The organism is Pseudolactococcus yaeyamensis, from assembly GCF_054658615.1.
Genome location: NZ_BAAGGP010000005.1, coordinates 1 through 25,948 on the forward strand (window position 1 = coordinate 1; position 25,948 = coordinate 25,948).

Here is a 25,948-nt window from a genome sequence, read left to right on the forward strand (position 1 = left end):
GATGAGCATTCGTCTCAAACGTTTTTCGTTATCAATGACTTTTCCAGATTATTTGGCACAGTTGTTTTCAATGTGAGAGCTGTTATTTTTAAAAACACGCTTCCTATTTTGAGATTGAGAGAGAGAGAGTCATGCGTTTGTCGTGTTTGTAACCTGTGTAAAATGACAAGTATAGCCATTTGTGCTATAATAGTAAGGAATATCTTGAGAAATTAGGTGAGAAATGCAACATGTGTTTATAATTGGGGCGCGCGGTTTGCCGGCCCAATATGGTGGCTTTGAAACATTTGTTGATGAACTGGTTAGTCATCAACAGTCAGATCAAATTAAATATCATGTTGCCAATCTTTCAAGAGGTGCAAGTGGTAAACATTCTGACTATAAGACTGCGGATGTTTTTGATATTAAGGCTAGACATTTTGGTCCAGCAAATGTCATTTTTTATGATCGAGATGCAATAAACTATGCGTTAAGCTATATTAAAGAAAATAAGATTAAGAACCCGATATTCTATATTTTAGGGAATACATTGGGTGCTTTTATAGGGCATTATGCCAAGAAGATTCACAAGATTGGCGGGAAGTTACTGGTAAATCCAGATGGTCTTGAATGGAAACGAAGCAAATGGATTAAACCGATTCAGATGTATCTCAAATTTTCCGAGCAGAAGATGGCTAAGATAGCTGATTTGATTATTTCGGATAATCAGGGGATTGAGGATTATTTGAAGGCCGAGTATGGTGATGTGACATCAACGGTGATTGCTTATGGGACGAATCCTGTCGTGCGTGATATGGCGATAGATATGACGTGGTTTGATGCGCAAGGAGTCAAACTAAAAGACTATTATTTGATAGTTGGACGTTTTGTACCGGAAAACAATTACGAGGCAATCATTCGAAATTTCATGGCGTCTGATACGACACGTGATTTGGTGATTATTACCAATCATCAAGGTAATCCCTACTTTGATAAACTACGGGAAATCACTGGATTTGAGCAGGATAAGCGCGTCAAATTCGTCGGGACGATTTACGATAAAGAAACACTGACTGCGATTCGACAGCAAGCCTTTGCTTATATCCATGGTCATGCGGTCGGTGGGACAAATCCTGGTTTACTTGAGGCAATGCGTGCAACGGATTTGAATTTGGTCTATGATGTGAGTTTTAATCGCAATGTGGCTTTGGATTCAGCTTTATTTTGGCAATTGGATAATTTGACGGCGTTAATAGCTCAAGCTGAAAAACTTGAGACGTTGGAAATTATTCGGTTAGCAGAACAGGCGCGTGTGATTATTGCTGAAAAATATACTTGGGAACGGATTGTGGCACAGTATGAGAGGTTGTTTTTGAATGAAAGTTAATATTATTCTCTCGACTTACAACGGGGCTAAATTCTTAGCTGAGCAGATTGAGAGTATTCAAAAACAGACCTTTACAGACTGGCAGTTGCTGATACGCGATGATGGCTCGACAGATGAGACGCCACAAATCATTGAGCAATTTGCGATAGCAGATAAGCGCATCAAGTTCATTAACGCAGATAATCGAGAAAATTTTGGAGTCATCAAAAACTTTTTCACGCTTGTTAAGTTTGAACTGGCTGATTATTATTTTTTCAGTGATCAGGATGATGTCTGGTTGCCAAACAAAATGGCAACCATGTTAGATGAGGCGCAAAAGCATGATCAAGCTAAACCCTTAATGGTTTATATGGATTTATCCGTCGTGGATCAAAATTTAGTTGTAACGCAACCGTCAATGATTCGAAGTCAAAGTCATCATGCCAATACGACTTTACTACCAGAGTTAACTGAAAACACAGTTACCGGTGGCGTAGCTATGATCAATCAAGCTTTGGCGAGCAGATGGCGCAGTACGGAGCAGCTTATTATGCATGACTGGTACTTGGCATTACTTGCGACAGCGACTGGTGAACTTGTCTATATTGATCAGCCAGGCGAGCTTTATCGACAACATGAGAATAATGTTTTGGGTGCAAGGACAAATAGAAAACGCTTTGAATTGTTAAGAAAAGGCCCTAAGAAAATTTTTACACGCTATTGGCAGCTTATTCATGATTCACAGGCACAGGCTTTAAAAATTGTCGAAGAAGCTAGGAGTGAGATATCTTCAAAAGATATCGAATTGATTTTGAAATTTTCAGATATTGATCAACAACACTTGATTGAACGAGTTAAGCGACTTATCAAATATAAATTTACAAAAAATCAATTGAAACATTGTATTGTTTTAAAGTTATTGATTTTGACTAACTTGTATAATAACCAAAAATAATGACATCATAAATTATTTTGCTTAGATGATAAAGACTATTTTTAAAGAGAAATAGAATAATAGAATAATAGAAGAATTCGCACATTTATAAAGTATTTGTTGTGACAAAAAGAGGTATGAAAATAATGAACAGTAGAAACTGGATTTTACTGAAAGAATTAGTAAAAACTGATTTTAAATTGCGTTACCAAGGCAGTGTAATGGGGCATCTATGGTCTATTTTGAAACCAATTATGCTATTTAGCGTTATGTATATGGTTTTTATCCACTTTTTGAGATTTGGTGATGGTATCCCTCACTTTGCAGTTGCCTTACTTTTGGGGATGGTTATTTGGACTTTTTTCCAGGAAACGACAGTTATGGGATTAACTTCCATTGTTGCTAGAGGAGATTTGCTCAGAAAACTAAGTTTTCCTAAAGAGATTATTGTTGTGGCAGTTTCTGTTAACGCCTTTATTAACTTTTTAATTAACTTGGTTGTTGTATTAATTTTTGCTCTCATTAACGATGTAGATGTTTCTAAGTATGCTTTGCTGGTTCCTCTACTTCTAGTTGAACTGTATGTGTTTTCCTTAGGTGTAGCATTCTTACTAGCGACATTATTTGCTCGCTTTAGAGATATTTCACCAATTTGGGAAGTAGCGATGCAAGCAGGAATGTATGCGACGCCTATTATTTATCCAATCTCTATGGTATCAGAAAAAAGTCTGATTGCAGCAAAAATTATGATGCTAAATCCTTTAGCTCAAATTATTCAAGACATTAGATTTATGCTTATTAGTGATCAAAATGTTATTGTTGGTCAATTGTTATCATGGAAATTTGTTTATATTCCATACGTGATACCTTTTGTTGTTTTTGCTATAGGGTACACTGTCTTTAAACATAATTCGAAAAGATTTGCGGAGATTATTTAAAAAATGAAAGAAAACATAGCTGTTAAGGTAGAAAATGTTAAAAAATCATTTCGATTACCTACTGAACGTACAAATAGTTTAAGAACAACTTTGGTTAATTATTTTAGAGGTATTAAAGGATACAAAGAGCAAGAGGTTTTAAAAGATATTTCTTTTGAAGTTGAAAAGGGAGACTTTTTTGGTATTGTTGGTCGAAACGGAAGTGGTAAGTCAACATTACTTAAAATTATTTCAGAAATATATGTTCCTGAAAAAGGATCTGTTGAGATTAATGGTCGCTTGGTTTCTTTTATTGAACTAGGTGTTGGGTTTAATCCGGAATTAACAGGTATTGAAAATGTTTATTTAAATGGTGCTCTATTAGGTTTTTCAACTCAAGAAATTGACGAAATGTATGATGATATCGTTGATTTTGCTGAACTTCATGATTTTATGAATCAAAAGTTAAAGAATTATTCATCAGGCATGCAAGTACGTCTAGCTTTTTCAGTGGCAATACAAGCTAAATCAGAAATTCTAGTACTAGATGAAATTCTTGCTGTGGGCGATGAAGCGTTTCAAAGAAAGTGTAATGACTACTTTTTACAAGCCAAAAAAGAAGGTAAAACAATTATTTTGGTGACGCATGATATGAGTTCTGTCAGAAAATATTGTAATAAGGCTGTCTTAATTCGTGGTGGTAAAATCGTTATAGAAGGTTCACCTGAGGATGTCGCATCACAATACACCTTGGATAATTACGAGTCGGTAGATAAACAAGAAACAAAAAAGGTAGAAAAAGAAGACATTGATGGTGAGAAACATCATTTTCCGTTGGGGCTGAGTGAACTTGTTCCAGATTTAAAAATAATTTCAGAAAGTAAACAAAATTTGAAATCAGGAGAAGATTTCTCTTGTATCATAGAGTATGAAGTAACAAAACCCTTACCTGTTGTCATGGGACTTTCTCTAGTTTCGGATGATATACCAGGTTCAATTATTGATAGTGGAGGACGTGATGAAAAAGGTCAATTCATTATCAGAAGTACTGAAAAAGGTCACTATTCATTTAAGTGGACATTGCCAACTGATACCCTTAACAAGGGGAATTTCAAAGTAGTTGTGACACTATTCAATTTAAAAGATGGTAAGGCTGAAAATATTGCTTATACGGATGCGGAACGCTCTTTACGTTTCTTTGTTGCCAGCACCAACAAAACAAATCCTTTGTTACAAGAAAAAGGTAATTGGAGTAGCTTGAATTAGTGCTTTTATTGATAGAAATAAAAAGAAGGACGATGTCGTGACAAAATTTGCTTTATATACCTATTCTACAGGGAATATTGGGGATGAAATTCAGTCGCTCGCTGCCAAAAGATTTATTCCTCAGGTTGACTATTATATTAACCGAGATAGTGTAGGTGAGTTTATAGATGAACGAAATGATGATGAAATTAAATTGATAGGAAATGGTTGGTATATGCATTCACCCTATGCATGGCCACCTAGAGATGAAAATTTATCTCCGCTTTTATTGTCAATGTTCATTGATGTTCGTGATCCTGAGGTTGAAAAAACTTTCTTTAGTGATGCTTCAAAAAAATATTTGACTAACTATGGATCATCCATAGGGGCGCGTGATAAAGTAACAGAACAGTTGTTTCAAGAACATGGCATCCCTTCATACTGGTCTGGTTGTGTCACGTTGACGTTGAAGAAAGATGAACGTTTTAAACAACAAGACTTTATTCTAGCTGTTGATATTTCTGATGAAATCTATGATTATTTGAAATTACATACTAACAGAGAAATTATCCGAATGTCTCCGTATTTTGAAGTTGACTTGACAAAAGAAGAACGCTTTCTGATGGCTGAGTATTTCTTGTTTTTATATCAATCAGCTCATGCTATTGTTACATCAAGATTACATTGTATGTTGCCATCATTAGCATTCAATACTCCTGTTTTATTCATCGAAACAAAAGGAAAGTATCAGAAATCTCGTTATGCAGGGCTGGAAGAACTGGTTAGACATACGACAGAAGAAGAGTATTTATCTAATTATGATTTATTTGATGTTGATACTCCAGGAGAAAATTCATCTGAGTATTTAAGAATTCGTAAAAAATTAACTGATGATATAAGTACTTATACAGGATATGATGCGGCGAAGTTAGGAATCTCTTATACGAGTGTTGATTTTACGAATATAGGTTATGATTTAAACTTTATTCAGTTAGTCCAGAAATTTATGAGTACGTCATTTGTACAATTTCAAGAGCGCAATACATTACGATATCAAAAAGATGAGATTGCAGCGCATTATGGAATTTTGTTGCAAGAAAAATTAAAGATTGAACAAGAAAATGCAGATTTGAAACAAAAATTGTCAAAAAATAAAACATTTCTTGACAAAATTTTCTCTCATTTTAAGGGGAGTTGATTGCACAAGCGTCTAATATCTAGAGGAGTCAAATTTATGAAAAAGGTTCTGATATTATCTCCACTTGGTGGGACTGAAAATGGTGCAGATATTGCAATGAATCATCAGATGAGCTATCTGAATCAGTTAGGTTACGATATTCATTTGATAACTACCGCACCTAATACGAGTACATTTTCGGAGTTTTTGAAGCAAAACAGGATCAAACATTATCTATTGGATTATACTTGGTGGCGAGATGATAGCTTGCAGAGTAGTCAGGATGCCATTAGAAACGTAAAAGCTATTAGTGATATTGCAACGATTATTATACAGGAAAAAATCGATATTGCAGTGACTAATACTGCTAATATTCCCCAATTAGCGTTTGCGGCAGCATTTTGTGACATTCCACATCTTTGGCTGGTTCATGAATTTCCAGAAGGCGAATTTGCCTATACACTTGAAAAATATGATTTTATAAGTTCTTTTTCAAATGAAATATTGACTGCTAGCGATGTATTAGCTGAAGAAATTACTAAGTTATCCTATAAGATACCAGTTCATTATTTTTATCCTTTTACAGACGTTTCGGACATTGTTTTGGCATCCTCTAGTAATACACCACGAATTGTGTCAGTTAATACGGTAAATGGTAAACGGAAGAATACCGATGAATTGATTAGAATTTACGAACAACTAAAGCTCAGTTTTCCTAGTTTAGAGTTAGTGATAACTGGTTCCATTATTGATAAGGCATACTATGACGAATTGAAAAAATATATTTCTAATCATCATATTCAAGATGTTAGTTTCTTAGACGATTACACTGCAAATTGGGGAAATGTTAGTTCTTCGGATATCTTTGTCAATACTTCGGCGATGGAAACTTTTAGCTTGACGATTATTGAGAGCTTGAAATTAGGTGTGACGACAGTTGTTGCTGATAATTATGCTGCAAAATCGATGCTATCTTTAGGTTACTTATCACCTGAGGATGTATATGAGCTAGGAAATATAACGGATGCTGTTGAAAAGATTTCTGTTAAATTGAATCATTTTGATTTAGCAAAACAACATACTACTTTATTACAGAAAAAAGTTTTAAGGGAGCAATCGCTTGAGAAGATTACGCAATCGCTTGTTACTGCTATTGAAAAATATAATGAAAACCCACGTAAAGAGTTGCGCTATTTCAAGCAACAAACGATTGCTGTAGTCGAAGAACTAAACGTGCGAATGCAAGTTATTGATGAAGAGCGGCAAGTATTGGAAGAACGTTTAGAAATTATTAATCAGCAAGGCGAAGTATTTCGTGAGCGTCTGGAATTGATAATTAAAAAAGATGAACTTTTAGACGAGCAGCGAAGTTTAAATATGGGAAAAGACAAATTATTGGTAGAACGTCTGAGCATAATAGAAGAACAGCAAGAAAAACTAGCGATGATTGAGCAAAGTATATGGTTTAAAATTGGCAAGAAGTTAAGGTTGTTGTGAATCAACAAAGGAAAAAATGATGAAAAGAATAGCGGTTTACTTTTTTTATGATAAACAAGGTATTGTTCACGATTATGTGGATTATTTCTTAACAGATTTGAAAAAAAATGTTGAGAACATTTTGATTGTTGTCAATGGGAAATTAGACGAACAAAATAAAACTAAATTGTTAAAGTTTGGTGAAGTGTTGGAACGTAAGAATAGTGGTTTAGATGTAGGTGCATATCAAGCTGGTATAGCAACTATTGGTGAGTCACTTTCTGACTATGATGAGCTGATTTTACTCAATAATACAATCATGGGGCCACTTTACCCATTCGCTGAAACATTTGATAAAATGGATCAATTCTCAGAGATTAACTTTTGGGGAATCTCAAAAATGGGTGAAATGCAGTTGCCACCACATTTGCTTAAAACCGCTTATTATGGTTACTATCCTGAGCATATCCAGTCACATTGGATTGCAATTCGGTCAAGTATGTTTAATACAGAAGACTGGAAAAAATATTGGGCGGAAATGCCTGAAATTACATCCTATGACATGAGTGTCGGTAGACATGAAACTGTATTTACTAGGTATTTTTCAGATTTAGGATATCAATGGAAAGTTTCTGTTGATACAACAGAGTTTTATCCGCAGACTGTGGCGCCAATTTACTATATTCCACATTTAATGGTTGAAAAACTAAGATGTCCGATTTTTAAGAAAAGAGCGACATTTAATGATTTACAACAATATGTTGAACAAGGGAGTGGTGAGCAGAATCCAGAACTATTTGAATATATAAAAAATCATACCTCTTATCCATTTGAGTTAATCGCGCCGGCAGTGCTACCAAATTATCATTATTATGATATATATAAAAATATGGCAAATGTTGCGATTATGCCAGCAGATTATTCACAAGTGGGCGAAAGTAAGTTGAAAGTGGCCTTCATCTTACACCTTTATTTTGAAGATTTGTTAGATGATTACTTGACTTATGCAGCCAATATGCCTGAAAATGTGGATATTTTTATTACAACGAGTCAAGAAAACTTAGTGTCAACGATTCAAAGGAAATTTGAAACTTTATCTAATCAAGTTAAAGTTATACTAGTTAATAATAGAGGGCGTGATGTTTCAGCCTTGTTAGTTGGCGCACGTGAAATTATTTCTAATGGGACATACGATTTGATATGCTATGCACATGATAAGAAAACAACTCAGTTAGGTAATCAAACCGTTGGTTACAGTTTTGCGCACAAATGTAATGAAAATATTTATGGTACAAAAGCCTATGTACAAAATGTTGTATCGTTATTCCAACAAGACAAACAGCTTGGTTTAGCGGTTGCACCGGAACCAAATCATGGGGATTTTTTCTGGACAGTTCAAAAAGAATGGACACCAGATCCTAATAATGTCAAAAATACCCAAAACCTTCTAAATAAGTTGGACGTCCATGTTCCGATAGACGGGGAACATCAGGTTGTTGCGCCACTTGGGTCAGTGTTCTGGTTCAGACCAAAAGCAATGAAAAAATTGTTTGATGTTGAATGGGAGTATTCAGATTTTCCAGATGAGCCTTTACCTGTGGATGGTACGATTTCTCACGCTATTGAGCGTTCATATCCGTTTATCGCACAAGATGCTAATTTTTATACAAAAACTATTATGACTGACAGATATGCAGCTGTTGAGTATTTAAACCTTAAGTTTTACTTGAGACAGCTAACTAAGCAACTTGCTGTCTTTCCAGCCTTTGACCAACAGGGAACTTTGGCTGGGAAGTTAGGTGCGATAACACAGCTGACAACCATTGTTAATCAAAATAAACAGGCTGTTAGAATTAGTAAAGTGAGACATTTTCTGTCACGTGTAAAACGTTTTGCGATGAGAAAGTTGAATCGCAGATAAGTAAGGATAAGGAATGAAAAGAAGATTGAAACAAAAGTTAGCTCAAATTCCCTTTGTGAGAAAACAATATATGAGGTTAAAGGGTAATCAATTTTACACCCCGATGACTAAGTATCAGGATGACTTACTAATGTCAATGATGCCAACTAGCACGGAACTTGATCAGATGGCGAGTGAAAGTAAACATTTTGCATTTCAACCGTTAATTTCTGTTATTATGCCAACTTATAATACGGACTTAAAAATGTTGGATGAAGCAATAAAGTCAGTTCAGCTACAGGTCTACTCAAATTGGGAATTGATTATTGTTGATGATTGCTCACCAAATCAAATCGTTCGGGAAAGTATTTCGAATTATGTAGCAAAAGACAATCGAATAAAATCAATTTTCTTGTCTGAAAATCATCATATTGCTGGTGCAACCAATCAAGGTTTCAAGATTGCTCAAGGTGACTATATTGCGCTATTTGATCATGATGATTATCTCTATCCTAATGCTTTATATGAAAATGTTAAGGCGATTAATCAATATCCTAAAATCAAATTTCTATATTCTGATGAAGATAAAATTGATGAGCTCGGGAATAGGCATTTCGATGCGTATTTGAAACCTGACTTCAATTTTGATTTTCTACGTTGTATGAATATTATTACGCATTTTGTACTCTTTAAAAAAGAACTTTGGTTAGAATTTGACGGGGAAGATGCTAAATATAATGGTGCTCAGGATTGGGAATTTGTGATGCGTCTCACGAATGACTTGTCACCTAAAGAAATTTATCACATTGACAAAGTCATTTATTCGTGGCGAGTTCATAGTGGCTCAACAGCTATGGAAACTGGAGCTAAACCATACGTACCAGAAGCACAGCGTAATTTATTGCGTAAAGATTTGGAGAATCGTAAACAATTTGGTGTAAAAGTTTATGAAAACTATGAAGCTTTAGGACAATGGTTGTTCCAATATCCTATTATTGGCAATCCGCTTGTTAGTATCTTAATTGATGCTTCAGAATCAACGAAGCATTTAGAAGAACTGTTAAACTCTATCTTTATTAAAACTTCTTATTTTAATTTTGAAGTGATTGTAAAAAATGCTAATGACATATCTGATAAATACAAAGTAAAGCACGATAACTTAACAGAGACTATTACTGGCGATTATGTCATTGTCATTAATCCTGATTTTGAAATTTTAACTTTCGATTGGATTGAAAAAATGCTAGGACAAGCTCAAAGAGATGGCATTGCTTATGTTATGCCGAGAATTGTCAGACGAGAACATAATTATATTGAAAGTGTTGGACTTGCAGTTACCCAAAATGGTGAAGTACTTAATTTATTAAATAGTTTTAATACCTTAGGACATAGAACTTTAACAGAGCATATTCATCTTACAACCCATCATTATGTAACTGGGGTCAATCCTAATTGTTATATGGTTTCAAAGGATTTATTTGATGAGACTGAAGATGTTGTTAGGAAGTCTATTGAAGTGAGTCAAAATAACAGTTATAATGTCTTTGTAAGTGATGTTCAGATAAAAAATAATAGTCTCGTACCCCTCAATAAGTCTTTTGGAAAATATGATGACTTGGTTGGATTTCGAGATAAAACGACTAATACCAATTTTTTAGAAATTGAACGGAATTATAAACGAGGTGAAAAGATATGAAAATTGCGATCACAGGAGCTAATGGTTATATTGGGCGGCATGTTGTTAATGCGGCGTTAGCTGCAGAACATGAAGTTTATGCAATTGACTTTAACTTTAAAAATGTGCCAAATGAAGCAAAAAGGATTGAGCTGAACATTTTTGATCATCAAAAAGATGTTTATAAAGAAATGAATGAACCGGATGTTTTGATTCATTTGGCATGGCGGGATGGCTTTATTCATAATTCAGAGCAACATATGAAAAATCTTTCGGACCATGTAACATTTGTTAGAAACTTTGTAAAACATGGTGGAAAAAATGTTGCTGTCATGGGTAGTATGCATGAGATTGGCTATCATGAAGGGGCGATTGATGAAAGTACCCCTTGTAATCCATTGTCTCAGTATGGTGTTGCTAAAAATGCGATGCGTCAATCGTTGCTACTAGCTACTTCAGAATTGGATTTCAATCTTTATTGGTTACGTGCCTATTATATATTTGGTGATGACCGTGTTGGTAGTTCAATTTTTGCCAAACTAACACTAGCAGCAGATGAAGGAAAGAAAACTTTTCCATTTACGACAGGAAAAAATAAATTTGATTTTATATCTGTTCAAGAACTGGGGAAAATGATTGTTGCGGCATCAACTCAGAGTAAGGTCACGGGAGTTATTAATGTTTCAACAGGTCAGCCAAAATCGCTTGCTGATCAAATTGAATGGTATATTAAGGATCACAATTGGGATATAAAATTAGAGTACGGTGCGTTTTCAGACCGTCCTTATGATAGTCCTGGTGTTTGGGGAGATGCAACAAAAATTAAACAAATAATGGGAGATAGTCATGCCTAACATAAAAAAAGAAAGATTATTTTATCTGGATTTTATTAGAGCAATGGCTGTCATGATGGTTGTTCTAACACATTATAATGCTAATTTTATTGGTTATAATGGCCCGCCACAGCCTAATAAAATTGTTTTAACTGAGTATCCTTTTGGCATTTATCTGGGAGATTTAGGTGTTGGCTTATTTATGTTGATTTCGGGTGCAGCGATGTGGCATGTATATGGAAATAAAAAGATAAATTATTTTTCATTTGTCAAAAAAAGGTTGTTGTCAATTTTGCCAATGTTTTACATCGCATATTTAGGCGCTTTCTTTTTTAACTTTTTACAGAATAAGGGATTTTCGACTAATCATGTTTCGGTGAAATATTTTATCAGCACCTTATTTGGCTTTGATTCTCTCATGGCAACGATTGGTGTTCAAAATTTTATGTTAGTTGGCGAATGGTTCATTGGCATGATTATCACTATCTATTTTTTATTTCCAGTGTTAAAGAAATTAGTGATAGAAAAAGAAATTGGTTCAATAGTATTATCAATCATCTTACTTGTTGGATTTAATTTACCAATTTCAATAGATAGCAAGATGTGGCATTTTCTTCAATTGACGATTGGATTTGTTCCGATTTTTATATTAGGAATGTTACTTCAAAAACATCTTACCTTTTTTAAAAATAAGTTACTGATACTACTAAGTTTAGTGCTTCTTATTTTAAATACAGTTTTAAAATTGGATATGGTACCAGCAAAAATCCAAATGCTTTATGTAAGTTTAGCTTTTTTTATTATTATTTTAAATATATCATCATTGTTTGAAGGAATTGTAATTAAAAATGTAGTTGATGTTATTAGTAAATACTCTTATCCAATTTTTTTGACACATCATTTTATTACAAATAAAGTGGTAAGTTATTTTGATATACAATCAATTAGTGTCAAAAATAGTTATTTGTTATTTTTGATGACCTTACCTATTATCTTTTTCTTTAGTTGGATATTGTTAAACTTGACAAATTCAGGAAAAACCCTTTTTTATGAGGAAAGGAAAAATAATAAGTAACATTTGATTTTTTTAAAGGAGTAAATAATGTTGAAAAAAATAATGATATTAAAGATCAGCTTACTGACAATGGTAAGTTTAGTTTCAATTTTTTATAATGGTTATCATCCAAATATGATACTGGGTTTAATAGAAATCTATGCTATTTTTTTCTTAGCGCAGCTGTTTAGTAGAAGGTTACAGATTATTGCTTATTTGCTCTCATCAATTGCATATTTTTTTGTGCTTTTGAATATTGGTACTTTTATAGCATCTGGTAATTATATATCTTATATCATGTATAATAATGTGACTAATATATCAGCTCTGGGTGAATCTCTACCTAAATATATATCTGCTTTAATACTAGCAGCCACCGTATCTTTTATGCCAATGACATTTGGGTTATTCAGAGATAAAACTATTAGTAAAGTTTTAGTTTTCTATTGTATTGACTTGCTTTACATTATTATTTTCATTTTGTTAAATTTAACAACACCTATTGGCAGTTTTATTGAGTTAAAGCATGAGATAAAAATTGCTGATGAAAGAGTTTCGTTTTTAAAGGCATCAAGGTCTGAAAAGAAGGAGATACTTAAAGAGTTCACAAAGGATAATATTATCAGTGGTGTTGAGACCGATGTAGAAAAAATGAATGTCATTCTTATCTTTGCGGAAGGAATATCTAGCCGAGTTCTAGATGTCAATAATAATTTGAAGCTCAATTTGACTCCTAATCTTGACAGCTTCTTAGTGGAACCAGGGGTAACAAATGTTCAAAATTACTTTAATCATACAGCAGCAACTTTTCGTGGGATAAGAGGTCAACTGTATTCAGCATATCAATATCAGGAAGGATATGAAAAAGGGGAAAGCGGTGGACTTTACTCTATGACAGATACTCATCTTGTATCATTACCAGATGTTCTTAGAGAAAATGGTTATGTATCTAATTTTATCAACCCAGAACCTACTCATGTCTCATTTTCAAATTATCTCAATACTTTGGGGTTTGATAAAGTTATTACTGGAAAGAAAAAAGATCTAGTCAAAGTAGGTAGTGAAAAAACATTATCGGATCAAAAAAATTATGACTTGCTATTCGAGAAATCAGAACAATTATCAAATTTAGGGAATCCTTTCCTACTTACCACATATTCTTTTGGTACACATGTAAAGTTGAAGGGGGATGAAAAATATAATGATGGTAAAATTGATATCTATAACCGTTTCTATAGTATGGATTTAGCTTTTGGTAGTTTTTGGAAAAAGTTTAAGGAAAGTTCAATGTATGATAATACGGTCGTTGTTTTTACAACGGATCATACAACATATACTGATCCAGACTATATGAAAAATTTCAATGAATCTTATAATCCATTTTTAGATAAAATACCACTTTTGATTTATTATCCAAAAAATACACAAAAAACTTTGAATGCAGGAGGAAAAAATAGCCTTTCCTTAGCACCTACGATATTGGATATTTTAGGTTTAGAGAATAATAAGAATTATTTTTTAGGTAACAGCTTATTCACAAATATTACATCATCTTATCAACATGTTTCGGAATTTGGATCAGATTTTTATACAACAAAAAATGATAAGTTCACCTCTTTTGATGATGAAGAAGTTATAGATAAGATTATGGATTTTAATAAAGTATCCTTGAATAATTAAATAAATCGGTAAAAGAAAAGAAGGTAGAGAAATGACATTGAGCTATAAAAAGACAACATTATTTGGCTTTATTTTAATGTTTATATCGTGGTCACTTGTTGCAATGCAAAGTCCATTTTATCTAGATGATTGGGGATGGGGAACTTATAAGCTAGGAAAAGATACCGTTAGTTACGGAGGTCGTTTTATCGGTAATTTTTTTGAGATGATTTTAGCAGGGACACATAATCAAATTTTAAATGGTTTGTTTAAGGGACTTGTCCTAACTTTTATCTGTTTCATAATTTGTCTCATCAGTGGAAAAGTGGATGTCACTAGGCTAATTGTTTTCAATACTTTGTTTTTATTAACAAGTATGAGAATAGTTTACGAATCATTTTTATGGACAGCTGGATTTGTTAACTATACCTTACCTTTTGCTTTGATTTTACCTGTTATTTTGATTAATCAAAGATTGAAAAATGATAATTATAGTAAGATAAATAATAATATTTTAAAATTCTTTGCATTAGTTCTTATTTTTGCTTCAGGATTTTTTTTGGAAAATTTATCAACTACGATAGTGTTCTATTTGGCAACGGAGTTTATTTTAAACTGGATATTTTATAGAAAAAATATAATTTATAGCCTACTAAGTGTTGTGGTATCTATTCTTTCTTTTGGGATTATGATGCTACATTCTGAACGTTTTACTAATAAAGATGGTTACAGTATGACATCTTTTAACTCTTTTGCTGATTTAGTTCAAAATATAAAAAATGTTCATTTTATGATTATAGATAACTTATTTCATAATGATGTGTTTCTATTTATGGTTGTATCTTCATTATTTTTGGTATTTTTAATAAGAATTCTCCCAAAAATAACTATAAAAAAGGAGCGACTTTTATATCATTTTATAACAGCGCAAATAATTTTGAGTTTTCTTTGTCCTGCCTATCAATTAGTTATTTTATCTCCTAACGTGATAAATGATCGTGTCTTTTTCCCTAGCACTGTTGTTTTAATTGTTAGCGGTCTTGTATTATTTAGTTTTATTGAAAGTGAGATGCCAAATAAAAAAAATGTAAATCGTTTTATTGGGGGAATATTTGTTTGTAGTTTAGCATTTCCAACTTTATTTTTTGTTGACATGACAAAGTGGAATATTAAGCTTAATGATGCAAATAAGAAAGCAATCTCTCGAAACATAGATATAAATTATTCAGAGATGAAACCAGAATATTATCAATATTATTATTTTGATGCAAATGGGCCATTAATTGGACCAGCTTGGATAAATAGTTATAAAACTTATTATAAAATACCTGAGGATGTGACTGTAAAATGAAAAAATTATCTATTGTTGTACCTTGCTACAACGAACAAGAAACGGTGGAGCTCTTTATCCGAGAGATGGAGAAAGTAGAAACTGATATGCTACTTAAATTTGAATATATCTTTGTCAATGATGGTTCAAGTGATGAGACTTTGAGAGTTTTGAGAAATGCAGCAAGCTTGAAAGAAAATATTAATTATATTTCTTTCTCAAGAAATTTTGGTAAAGAAGCAGCACTTATAGCAGGCCTTAAAGCAGCGACAGGAGATTTTGTAACCGTGATGGATGTAGATTTGCAAGACCCACCTGAACTACTTCCTGAGATGTATCAAAAGATTCAAGAAGGCTACGACATTGTTGGTACGAGACGTTCTGATAGAGTTGGAGAGCCAGTTATTCGTTCTTTTTTTGCTAAAAGTTTCTATAAAATCATCAATAATATTTCTAATGTTAAAATGATTGATGGTGCGCGTGATTTTCGCTTGATGACACGTCAAGTTATTGATGCAATCTTAGAGTTGAATGAAGTGAATCGTTTTTCAAAAGGTTTATTTTCATGGGTCGGTTTTGATACCTATTATATTTCTTATGAAAATCGTGAACGCTCAGCAGGAGAAACGACTTGGAATTTTTGGTCATTATTTAAGTACTCACTTGAAGGTATTATCAATTTTTCAGAAGCACCGCTTACCATCGCAACATTTATTGGCTTTTTGAGTTGTGTTTTATCTATTTTGTCTATGTTATATTTCTTTTTAAGCAATTTAATAACTCAAAATCCCGTACCTGGTTGGCCGTCACTGATTTGCATCATTCTTTTCTTAGGTGGCCTTCAATTGTTCTGTTTGGGGATTGTTGGAAAATATATAGGAAAAATTTTTTTGGAAGTCAAAAAGCGTCCTAATTATATCATTAAGGAATCTAGTTTAGATAATAAAAATTGAAAAACAATGAGGAGAGGAGACTGTTTCAGCAAAAGTAGACTGAGGTAGCCTTTATTTTTAGATGGCTAAACTAGATTACATTTTATTAAGTAAAATATAAACTGTATATGTTATTTATTTTGTAAAATCATGGAGCTATGGTATAATGAAATTATTAGAATGAACGAGGTGTAGCTTGAGTAAAATCAAAAATAAAATAGCCATAAAAGTGATAGGATTAATTATAGTTACATTTGGAACGTTAATGTCATTTAAAGTATCTGCAAGTGCAGTCAATAATTATATCATTAACAATAATGTTAAGCCTGCTGGAGAAACATTATCGCTTGGTAGAATTTATAATCAAGATCCAAACAGAAATGGTGGCACTAATATGGATTATACCGGTGGTAAACCAAAGATGGTGATTATCCATGAAGTTGGTGTTGATGGCGGGGCAATTAATGGCTCCATTGACTACATGGTTAGAACGCAGGATTCAGCTTTTGTTCACTCATTTGTTGATGGGTCACAACTTATCACTATAGCGGACAAAGCAAAAAAATCTTGGGGTTCAGGTGGTTGGGGGAACCAGTATGGTATCCAGATTGAGCAAATGCGTGTGACCACGAGTACCGCGTTTTATAAACAAATTGCTACACTGGCAAAATGGACTGCAGATCAACTAGTTAAATATGATATGGGTGCACCAAAATTAATGTCAAGTCCTAGCAGCCCTCAAAAGAATGATTTATCAAGCAAGCCTGATGGTAATTTAGCTAGTCATAAAATGATTGCTTATAAGTTTAATCAGACAACTGACCATGTTGATCCGGATGCTTATTGGGCAAGGTTTGGCTATGATATGAATCAATTTCGAGATTTGGTTGCCTATTACTATATGTCTCTTCCGACAATAACGGGAGCTAATATTGAGGGGTATCTGGATACTGGACATTTTGGAGTTCGTGTTAGGACAAACGGAAATCCAGCGTCAGTTAAAGTTCCGATCTATTCTGATAGAAATGGTCAAGATGATCTTGCATGGTATGAGGCTAGAAAAGTTAGAGATGGAGAATACTTTGCATTATTTGATGCTTCTAAACACAATTATGAGTCTGGTCGCTACCATGTTTTAGCCTATGCATTTGATGCAAAAGGGAATGTTACAGATGGTCGTTCTGTAAGTGATAATTTACAAGTAAACGTTGAAAATGTACTATTTGGGGATGTATCAAGTAAATACTATCTTAGTAAAGAAATCAATTGGTTGGCATCTACTGGGATTACTATTGGTCGAGGGACTGATCTGGGACTGATTTTTGCATCTACTGATAAAATAACACGTGGAGAGATGGCTGCATTTCTATATCGTTACGCAGGTTCTCCGTCATTTACATCAAGTGCATCTGTTCAATCTCAATTTAAAGATGTGAGCAGTGGGACAATGTTTGCCAAGGAAATTTGGTGGTTAGCGTCAACAGGGATAACAACAGGGAGAAATATCAATAATGTGGTTACTTTTGCTCCAGATGATCGGACAACACGTGGAGAAATAGCGGCATTTTTATACCGCTATGTGGGCTCCCCATCATTTACACCTACAGAAGCGCAAAAAACACAATTTAAAGATGTCAGTATCAATAGTATGTTCGCAAATGAAATTTGGTGGTTAGCAGAGACTAAAGTTACGATAGGAAGACAACTGAACGACGGTCTTTTCTTCGTAGCAGAGGATACAACTCGACGAGAAGAAATGGCTGCTTTCCTTTACAGGTTTAATATCAGTGTTATTAAAGTTGGGACACCTCCTATTCCTAAAAAAGATCCGATACCTACCTCACCAATACCAGTATTTAGTTTGTCGGGAGTTAACGATACCCAAAAAGCCTGGCTTAATACCATCTATCCAGAGGCTCAAAAATTAGCAAAGGTCAACGATCTCTTCCCATCGATTATGATGAGTCAAGTGATTGCCGAAAGTGCTTGGGGACAGAGTGAATTAGCAACGAAAGCTAATAATCTTTTTGGTATTAAAGCTGATGCAAGCTGGAAAGGTGCTAAATATGCAGCCCTAACTAAGGAAGTGATTAACGGTCAAACTGTTCAAGTCATGGCTGATTTTCGTAAATATTCGAGTCAGGCTGAATCTTTGAAAGATTACGTGACAAAAATCAAAACAACTAAAAATGGTTCTGCCTATCGCTATCAAGGTGTATGGCGTAGCAATGCAAAAACCTATCAAAATGCAGCCCAAGCCTTGAAAGATGGAGGCTATGCGACAGATCCAAACTACCCAATAAATTTGATTAATCGAATAGTCAATTACAGATTAGACACACTAGACTAATCGACATATAAAAAAATGATGCTGGGACAAAAGTATCAGAAATACGAAAACCGCATGAAATTCGTTTCTAGAAACGTTGATTTCATACGGTTTTTCAGTTTCAAAAATTGTCAAAAATAAGCAATTTCTGACTTTTGTCCCACCCTCTTTTTTTTATATGTTACACCCCAGTTCCCCGAATCAAGTCAACAGTTGACCGATCCAAGCGTTGTACAATCTCTTGCAAGAAAGCTTGCGCCGTATCGAAATCTTCCAGTGAAAAGAGGGTTTGATGGCTGTGGATATAACGGGCGCAAACACCGATTGTTGTCGATGGAATGCCACTGTGTTTCAGATGAGCAGCACCAGCATCTGTGCCACCTTTTGAAACGTAGTATTGATATTTGACACCAGCTGATTCTGCGGTATCCAGCAAGAAATCACGCATAGTTGGTAATAAAATATGACCAGGATCGAATATTCTCATCAATGTGCCGTCGCCAATACGTCCATCAGCACTCGCATCAAAAGTATCTTGGGCAGGCGAACAATCCACAGCAAAGAACAAATCAGGATTGAACTGAGTTGTCGAAACGTGTGCACCACGGAGGCCAACTTCTTCTTGGACATTGGCGCCTGCGATGAGGGTATTTGGCAGTTGAATTTTGTTATCGCTGAGATGGGCTAAAAGCTCAGTCACCATGAGACAGCCGTAGCGATTATCCCAAGATTTGCTGATGACATTTTTTTTGTTGGTGGTCAGAATGGCTTCAGTTTGAGGCACGATGACAGCACCGGGATGGACGCCAAATCTTTCAGCCTCTACTCTATTTGCAAAGCCTGCATCGAAAATAATATCTTCAACTTGTGGCATGGCAGGGGCTCCACCTGCTCCTCTCATCAAATGTGGCGGTACGCCACCTGTGATGACTGGCATTGCAACACCATTTCTGGCAAATAAAGTAAAGCGCTGTGCAGAGATGACGAGAGGGTTCCAGCCGCCGAACGAAACGACGCGAAGGGTGCCGTCAGGCTTAATTTTACTGACCATGAAGCCAACTTCGTCCATGTGACCGGCCACCATGATATGTGGAGCAGCTGCATCTGAGGCGTATTTGATACCAAAAATCCCGCCTAGGCCATCGGTTTGCACCTCATCGACGTGAGGGGTGATGTTCTGGCGCATGAAGTCTTGCATGGGGCGCTCAAAACCTGATGTTGCTTGAATTTCAGTAATCGCTTTGATTTTGTCAAATGTAATCGACATGTTGTGATTTCTCCTTAAGTCGCTCAGCTAACTTGAGATAAATTAGCTTTTTATTCATTTTCCATCATACCAAAATAATGCTGAGATGGGGTAAAAAATAGAATCGGTTAGCGAGTGGCTAAAATTTATGCTAGAATATAATGTATGAAGAAAATTTTGAAAATGGGCGTGGGCGCACTTGTCGGTGCAAGTCTGGTCATCAGTGTCAGCGCACTCTATCAGAAGCGCAAAGATAAAAATCTAAGCAAGCTCTTGGCTTTGGCTAAACAGCATTTTATGTTTGATGATCTATTAACCAGTTGGATCGTGATGGAGCCAATTCTTTTTCATGTTCATGAAGGTGGCATCATTCGTCAGGATGGCACCGTTATAACGTTTGAAATTGATGCTGACACTTTGCGAATTGTTGAAACACACGAGTCAGAAGAGACTATAGTAGCTAGAGGAGAAGTAAAATGATCATTCCGAACAGTGTAGAAGAATTAGCAACATATGTCGAAAAAGGTCGTAACGTTTTCTTTTTCACAGCAGATTGGTGTGGGGACTGTTCTTTTATTAAACCAGCCATGCCAGAGATTGAAGCAGCGCATCCAGACTATACCTTTATCGAAGTTGACCGAGATGTTTATATCGACGTTGCCATTGAATGGGGGATTATGGGCATTCCTAGCTTTGTTGTGATTGAAAATGGCAAAGAAACAGACCGTTTGGTCAATAAATTACGGAAAACAAAAGAAGAAGTGAACGCATTTTTGACTAGTGTCAAAGGTTAAAGGAGTATAAAATACAATGATTGCGATTTATAACACCAACTTAAATGATGTCTTGATGTTAATTACAGGGGATAATCAGGGGGAAAAATTAACAGCAACACGCAAGGACAACGTCGCTAAAGTCATGCGTGAGGACAACGGTCAAGTCGTCGCGTGGAACTTTTTTGACGCATCAACTTTGTTTCCAATCACGGGCAATGGTCAAGTTGACCTTTCAGATGCCGATGTTGACGCACTCAACGGTGCCATTGAAGCCGCTGGCTTTGAAGATGTCTTAGTTTCTGATCATGCGCCTAAATTTGTGGTTGGTGAAATTGTAGACCTTATCCCACACCCAGATTCTGACCACCTCAATATCGCACAAGTTAAGGTAGCTGAGGATAAAACGATTCAAATCGTAGCAGGTGCCCCTAACGCACGGGTAGGGCTGAAAACAATCGTAGCCCTACCGGGTGCCATGATGCCAAGCGGTGCCTTGATTTTTGCAGGCCAACTTCGCAGTGAACCTAGCTTTGGTATGATGGCAAGTCCACGAGAATTAGCTTTGGCAAATGCCCCCCAGAAACGTGGGATTATTGAACTTGGGGCTAACGAAATCCCGGGAACGGCTTTTGAACCGACTAAACACTGGCAGAAATAAAAAATAAAATAATATGAGCAAAATCTTTCTATATTACGTAAAGGTAAATAGGAGGATTTTTTATATGTTAAATAAAAGTTTGTTAATTGGTCGTTTGACTGCGCAGCCGGAAGTGAAAAAAACGCCAACGGATAAATCTGTTTTACGTGTGAGCTTAGCCGTTAGTCGGCAATTTAAAAATGCAGAAGGTCAACGTGAGGCGGATTTTTTAACCATTGTCATTTGGGGAAAATCTGCAGAGTTGTTCGCATCCTATGCTAAAAAAGGCAGCCTCGTCTCAATTGAGGGAGAGCTTCGAACACGACGCTATGAAGACAAGACTGGTGTGACCCACTATGTGACTGAAGTCTTATGCCAGCAGTTCAATTTGCTAGAAAGTCGCGCAGCTGTTGCTTTAAGAGAAAACCAAGTTGATGATGTTTCAGATGTGATGCTGGAGGATGAGGAGTTACCGTTTTAATTTGAGTGTTGCCTAAAAATGGAGAGTTAAAATGCAAGTAAAGAGAAATTTAAGACAAGCTGCAGTTGCTTCGACTGTGGTATTGGGATTATTTGCACCTATCTTAACATCAGTTGGAATAGTTAGAGCTGTAATGAGCCAAAGCTCATCAGCTGAGGTTGTGAATGAGCGTGAGGTAAATAGCGAAAGAACAGGAATTGGGATTCCACAAAAATTACAAGAAGCATACTTGACACAAGTGTCGAGTGTTTTATTAAGTGAAAATTTTATTGCTAGCTTTAAATCTCGTGTGACTGCTCCAACGACTTCAAATGGCTACTATTTCAGTCAAAATGTATTCTATCAATCTGGGTATGGAATGCCTAACTGTACAGCTTATGCATGGGGGAGGGCTTATGAAATACTAGATTCCAGACCTAATCTTTCAACTGGTAATGCGTATCAATGGTGGGATTATAATGTTGGAAAATATGCTTCAGGTCAGACACCGCAACTTGGGGCAGTTGCTTGTTGGGGGCATCCAGAAGGCGGTGGCTATGGTCATGTTGCAATCGTTGAAGAAATAAATGGGGATACTCTAACAATATCGGAATCAAGTTGGGACGGTTTTTTCTTTAGAACTAGACAACTTGATAAAAATAGTATGGGAGCCGGATTCCAAGGTTACATCTATTTGGGAAATTTTTCGACAACTTCAGCATCTCCACCTGTCAAATTACCCGTAAAGAATTTGGCACAAGCTATATCTGTAGGTATTAATTATGAAACCCATGTGAGTAAGGTGGGGTGGATGAACAATGTTGCAGACGGTGCACTTTCTGGGTCAACAGGATATGGACTAGCTGTTGAAGCGTTGCGACTTTCTTCAGGGAACGCTTCAATTGATAAAGCTGTACAGTACAGAGCTCATGTTCAAGATATTGGTTGGCAGGATTGGCAGAAATCAGGTCAAATTGCAGGTACAACTGGTCAAACTAGACGTGTTGAGGCTGTTGAGATTATTTTGAATAATGGTGTATCAGATTATTATGATATTGAGTATCGAGCACATGTTCAGAATATTGGCTGGCAAGGTTGGATGAAAAACGGTCAAACTGCAGGTACGACTGGACAAAGCAAGAGAATTGAAGCGCTTCAATTCAAATTAGTTCCTAAAAATTCTTTCCAAGGAAGTCCTAATCCGTCAAATACCGAATTTTCTTATCGTTCCCATATTCAAGACTTTGGTTGGTTAGGTTATGTAGAGCATAATGCGGTTTCAGGAACTGTTGGTATCGCGAAACGCTTGGAAGCTTTTGAACTCTTATATCAAGGTAGAAAAGAGGATATCCAAATTGAGGGGCATGTTCAAGGTATTGGTTGGCAGAAATATTTAGGTGCTGTCGGAACAACAGGTCAAGAAAAACGCTTGGAAGCGGTTAAAATAAACTTTAAAGATGACTTGTCTAAGAAATATACGGTTAAATATCGTGTCCATGTCCAAAATATTGGTTGGCAAGAGTGGCAAAATGAAGGAGAAGTAGCGGGGACAACAGGTCAATCTAAAAGGATTGAAGCGATACAATTTCAATTTATTCCAAAATAATATTTGGAAATGTTTAAAGAGGTGGGAGCGAGGTACGCTCTCATATTTTTTTTGCATCTAACAATCAAAAATCCTTGACTATTCCTGACCAACTGAGTATAATAGAAGTGTTAGCACTCGAACACACAGAGTGCCAAAAATTAAAAATAATTGGAGGCTTACCAGATGTTAAAACCATTAGGTGATCGTATTGTTTTACGTGTTAAAAAAGAAGAAGAGAAGTCTATCGGTGGCATCGTTCTGACGACAAGTGCGCAAGAAAAGCCGTCAACAGCAGAAGTTGTCGCCGTTGGTAAAGGGCGTCACACACATCACGGGCATATTATTGATCCTAGCGTGACCGTTGGCGATGTTGTCGTTTTTGAAAAATTTGCAGGGACTGAAATCAAGGACGATTCTGATACATTGCTGATTGTGCGTGAAGACGACATTTTAGCAATCGTAGAATAGACAATCAGCACAACTTATAAATAGGAGGTAAAAGAAGTGTCAAAAGATATTAAATTTTCATCAGATGCGCGAGCTGCAATGGTACGTGGTGTCGATATTTTAGCAGATACAGTGAAAGTAACGCTTGGACCAAAGGGTCGCAATGTGGTTTTGGAAAAATCATTTGGTTCACCTTTAATCACCAATGATGGCGTAACTATCGCAAAAGAAATCGAGTTGGAAGACCATTTTGAAAATATGGGGGCTAAACTCGTTAGTGAAGTGGCATCAAAAACAAATGATATCGCAGGTGACGGGACGACGACGGCGACTGTCTTGACACAAGCGATTGTCCGCGAAGGTTTGAAAAATGTCACGGCAGGTGCTAACCCAATCGGCATTCGTCGTGGGATTGAAACGTCTGTCGCGACTGCTGTAGACGCTTTGAAAGCTATCGCGATCCCAGTTTCTGGTAAAGAAGCGATTGCGCAAGTGGCTGCTGTTTCTTCTCGCTCAGAAAAAGTCGGCGACTACATTTCTGAAGCCATGGAAAAAGTTGGCAATGACGGTGTGATTACCATTGAAGAATCAAAAGGGATGGAAACTGAACTGGATGTCGTTGAAGGCATGCAATTTGACCGTGGTTACTTGTCTCAATACATGGTAACAGACAACGAAAAAATGGTCTCTGATTTGGATAATCCCTACATTCTCATCACAGATAAAAAGATTTCAAATATCCAAGATGTGCTACCGTTATTGGAACAAATCTTGCAACAAAACCGTCCGCTTCTGATTATTGCGGATGATGTTGACGGAGAAGCTTTACCGACACTTGTCTTGAACAAAATCCGTGGGACTTTCAATGTCGTGGCAGTCAAAGCACCCGGTTTTGGCGACCGTCGCAAAGCCATGCTTGAAGACATTGCCATTCTTACAGGTGGTACGGTCATTACTGAAGACCTTGGTCTTGACTTGAAAGATGCGACAGTTGAGTCGCTTGGTCAAGCAAGCAAAGTAACTGTTGATAAAGATACAACGACCATCGTTGAAGGCGCTGGCGGGAAAGACACCATCGCTGATCGGACTGCCGTTATTAAATCACAGATTGAGCAGACAACGTCTGACTTCGATCGCGAAAAATTACAAGAACGTCTGGCTAAGTTATCAGGTGGTGTGGCCGTGATTAAAGTCGGTGCAGCTACTGAAACTGAGCTGAAAGAAATGAAGCTCCGTATCGAAGATGCTCTGAATGCCACACGCGCAGCAGTTGAAGAAGGGATTGTCGCTGGTGGTGGGACAGCGCTTGTCAATGTCATTGCGCAAGTTGCTGACATCGAGTTGACCGGTGATGAATTGACAGGGCGTAACATCGTCCTACGTGCCCTTGAAGAACCAGTTCGTCAAATCGCTAAAAATGCCGGTTATGAAGGGTCTGTCGTGATTGATAAACTCAAACAATCTGAAACAGGCACAGGCTTTAATGCTGCAACAGGCGAATGGGTGGATATGATTGAGACAGGGATTATTGACCCAGTCAAAGTGACGCGTTCAGCCCTTCAAAATGCGGCATCAGTTGCTAGCTTAATCTTGACAACAGAAGCTGTTGTCGCCAATAAACCAGAATCAGCACCTCCTGCAGGAATGCCTGCTGGTATGGACCCATCAATGATGGGCGGCATGATGTAATAACTCTTAATACAGATAAAAATAGTAAAACCTCAGATTATGCTAGGCAGATTTGCGGTTTTTGCTATTTTCTATTTTAGATAAGAGGTTGGGACAAAAGTCCTCTAAAAAGTAGGCTATGAACGATTTCCGTGTTAATCGAAAACGTTCATAGCTTATTTTTGTGTGAATTTGGTATTGTTTTGTCAAAAGAATACGAAATTAGCAAGAAAAGCGCTGCTACCATTGAAAAAATCAAGAACCTGTGAAAAGTCGAAAATTAGTATCATTTAGTCTATTCATTTTTGAAGACTTTTGTC

General features: G+C 36.0%; 22 protein-coding genes. 21 read left to right on the plus strand and 1 reads right to left on the minus strand.

Features of this window, described 5'->3' with window-relative positions:
- Positions 1 to 223: 223 nt before the first annotated feature.
- From cps2T to ACYQ21_RS01940, 14 genes are all read left to right on the plus strand, one after another.
- A complete protein-coding gene (cps2T, locus tag ACYQ21_RS01875; RefSeq protein WP_460054563.1) occupies positions 224 to 1,366 on the plus strand; it encodes a beta 1-4 rhamnosyltransferase Cps2T in 1,143 nt (380 codons plus the stop codon).
- Positions 1,356 to 2,300, plus strand: coding sequence for a glycosyltransferase family 2 protein (locus tag ACYQ21_RS01880; protein ID WP_460054564.1), 945 nt, complete (start codon positions 1,356 to 1,358; stop codon positions 2,298 to 2,300). Before cps2T ends, ACYQ21_RS01880 begins: the two co-directional genes overlap by 11 nt.
- Before the next feature lie 116 nt (positions 2,301 to 2,416).
- Positions 2,417 to 3,217 carry an ABC transporter permease gene (locus ACYQ21_RS01885; RefSeq protein ID WP_460054566.1) on the plus strand — a complete coding sequence of 267 codons (801 nt, stop codon included), beginning with the start codon at positions 2,417 to 2,419 and terminating at the stop codon, positions 3,215 to 3,217.
- 3 nt (positions 3,218 to 3,220) lie between these two features.
- A complete protein-coding gene (locus ACYQ21_RS01890; RefSeq protein WP_460054567.1) occupies positions 3,221 to 4,462 on the plus strand; it encodes an ABC transporter ATP-binding protein in 1,242 nt (413 codons plus the stop codon).
- A 37-nt stretch (positions 4,463 to 4,499) separates the two neighbouring features.
- Positions 4,500 to 5,639 carry a polysaccharide pyruvyl transferase family protein gene (locus ACYQ21_RS01895; RefSeq protein WP_460054570.1) on the plus strand — a complete coding sequence of 380 codons (1,140 nt, stop codon included), beginning with the start codon at positions 4,500 to 4,502 and terminating at the stop codon, positions 5,637 to 5,639.
- 36 nt (positions 5,640 to 5,675) lie between these two features.
- A complete protein-coding gene (locus ACYQ21_RS01900) occupies positions 5,676 to 7,115 on the plus strand; it encodes a glycosyltransferase (protein WP_460054571.1) in 1,440 nt (479 codons plus the stop codon).
- 19 nt (positions 7,116 to 7,134) lie between these two features.
- Positions 7,135 to 9,015 (plus strand): rhamnan synthesis F family protein, encoded by a 1,881-nt coding sequence (locus ACYQ21_RS01905; protein WP_460054573.1) that lies wholly within the window; start codon positions 7,135 to 7,137, stop codon positions 9,013 to 9,015.
- A gap of 13 nt (positions 9,016 to 9,028) precedes the next feature.
- The gene (locus tag ACYQ21_RS01910) at positions 9,029 to 10,690 is read left to right on the plus strand and encodes a glycosyltransferase (RefSeq protein WP_460054576.1); all 1,662 of its coding nucleotides are present in this window, start codon (positions 9,029 to 9,031) and stop codon (positions 10,688 to 10,690) included.
- Positions 10,687 to 11,523, plus strand: a complete 837-nt coding sequence (locus ACYQ21_RS01915; protein ID WP_460054578.1) for an NAD-dependent epimerase/dehydratase family protein — start codon at positions 10,687 to 10,689, stop codon at positions 11,521 to 11,523. The genes ACYQ21_RS01910 and ACYQ21_RS01915 overlap by 4 nt, the downstream gene beginning before the upstream one ends.
- Positions 11,516 to 12,577, plus strand: coding sequence for an acyltransferase family protein (locus tag ACYQ21_RS01920; RefSeq protein WP_460054581.1), 1,062 nt, complete (start codon positions 11,516 to 11,518; stop codon positions 12,575 to 12,577). Before ACYQ21_RS01915 ends, ACYQ21_RS01920 begins: the two co-directional genes overlap by 8 nt.
- Positions 12,578 to 12,604: 27 nt before the next feature.
- The gene (locus ACYQ21_RS01925; RefSeq protein ID WP_460054583.1) at positions 12,605 to 14,236 is read left to right on the plus strand and encodes a sulfatase-like hydrolase/transferase; all 1,632 of its coding nucleotides are present in this window, start codon (positions 12,605 to 12,607) and stop codon (positions 14,234 to 14,236) included.
- 31 nt (positions 14,237 to 14,267) lie between these two features.
- Complete coding sequence (locus ACYQ21_RS01930) at positions 14,268 to 15,566, plus strand: DUF6056 family protein (RefSeq protein WP_460054586.1); 1,299 nt, start codon at positions 14,268 to 14,270, stop codon at positions 15,564 to 15,566.
- Entirely contained in the window at positions 15,563 to 16,498 is a 936-nt protein-coding gene (locus ACYQ21_RS01935; protein WP_460054589.1) for a glycosyltransferase family 2 protein, read from the plus strand. The genes ACYQ21_RS01930 and ACYQ21_RS01935 overlap by 4 nt, the downstream gene beginning before the upstream one ends.
- 244 nt (positions 16,499 to 16,742) lie before the next feature.
- Positions 16,743 to 18,827 (plus strand): glucosaminidase domain-containing protein, encoded by a 2,085-nt coding sequence (locus ACYQ21_RS01940; protein WP_460054591.1) that lies wholly within the window; start codon positions 16,743 to 16,745, stop codon positions 18,825 to 18,827.
- Positions 18,828 to 18,987: 160 nt separating this feature from the next.
- Here ACYQ21_RS01940 and pepA read toward each other — a convergent pair whose 3' ends face one another.
- On the minus strand, positions 18,988 to 20,073 hold the full coding sequence (gene pepA / locus ACYQ21_RS01945; protein ID WP_460054594.1) for a glutamyl aminopeptidase: 1,086 nt from the start codon (positions 20,071 to 20,073) through the stop codon (positions 18,988 to 18,990).
- Between the two features lie 144 nt (positions 20,074 to 20,217).
- On the opposite strand from pepA, the gene ACYQ21_RS01950 reads away from it, so the two are divergent.
- The 7 genes from ACYQ21_RS01950 to groL all read left to right on the plus strand — a co-directional run bounded on the left by ACYQ21_RS01950 (position 20,218) and on the right by groL (position 25,649).
- The gene (locus tag ACYQ21_RS01950) at positions 20,218 to 20,532 is read left to right on the plus strand and encodes a hypothetical protein (RefSeq protein WP_460054596.1); all 315 of its coding nucleotides are present in this window, start codon (positions 20,218 to 20,220) and stop codon (positions 20,530 to 20,532) included.
- Positions 20,529 to 20,846 (plus strand): thioredoxin family protein, encoded by a 318-nt coding sequence (locus ACYQ21_RS01955; protein ID WP_460054599.1) that lies wholly within the window; start codon positions 20,529 to 20,531, stop codon positions 20,844 to 20,846. Before ACYQ21_RS01950 ends, ACYQ21_RS01955 begins: the two co-directional genes overlap by 4 nt.
- A 16-nt stretch (positions 20,847 to 20,862) precedes the next feature.
- Positions 20,863 to 21,486, plus strand: coding sequence for a YtpR family tRNA-binding protein (gene ytpR / locus ACYQ21_RS01960; RefSeq protein ID WP_460054601.1), 624 nt, complete (start codon positions 20,863 to 20,865; stop codon positions 21,484 to 21,486).
- A 64-nt stretch (positions 21,487 to 21,550) separates the two neighbouring features.
- Complete coding sequence (locus ACYQ21_RS01965; protein ID WP_460054604.1) at positions 21,551 to 21,946, plus strand: single-stranded DNA-binding protein; 396 nt, start codon at positions 21,551 to 21,553, stop codon at positions 21,944 to 21,946.
- A 31-nt stretch (positions 21,947 to 21,977) separates the two neighbouring features.
- Positions 21,978 to 23,531 carry a CHAP domain-containing protein gene (locus ACYQ21_RS01970; protein WP_460054605.1) on the plus strand — a complete coding sequence of 518 codons (1,554 nt, stop codon included), beginning with the start codon at positions 21,978 to 21,980 and terminating at the stop codon, positions 23,529 to 23,531.
- Positions 23,532 to 23,696: 165 nt separating this feature from the next.
- Complete coding sequence (groES, locus tag ACYQ21_RS01975; protein WP_460054607.1) at positions 23,697 to 23,981, plus strand: co-chaperone GroES; 285 nt, start codon at positions 23,697 to 23,699, stop codon at positions 23,979 to 23,981.
- 36 nt (positions 23,982 to 24,017) lie between these two features.
- Entirely contained in the window at positions 24,018 to 25,649 is a 1,632-nt protein-coding gene (gene groL / locus ACYQ21_RS01980) for a chaperonin GroEL (protein WP_460054608.1), read from the plus strand.
- Positions 25,650 to 25,948 lie beyond the last annotated feature (299 nt).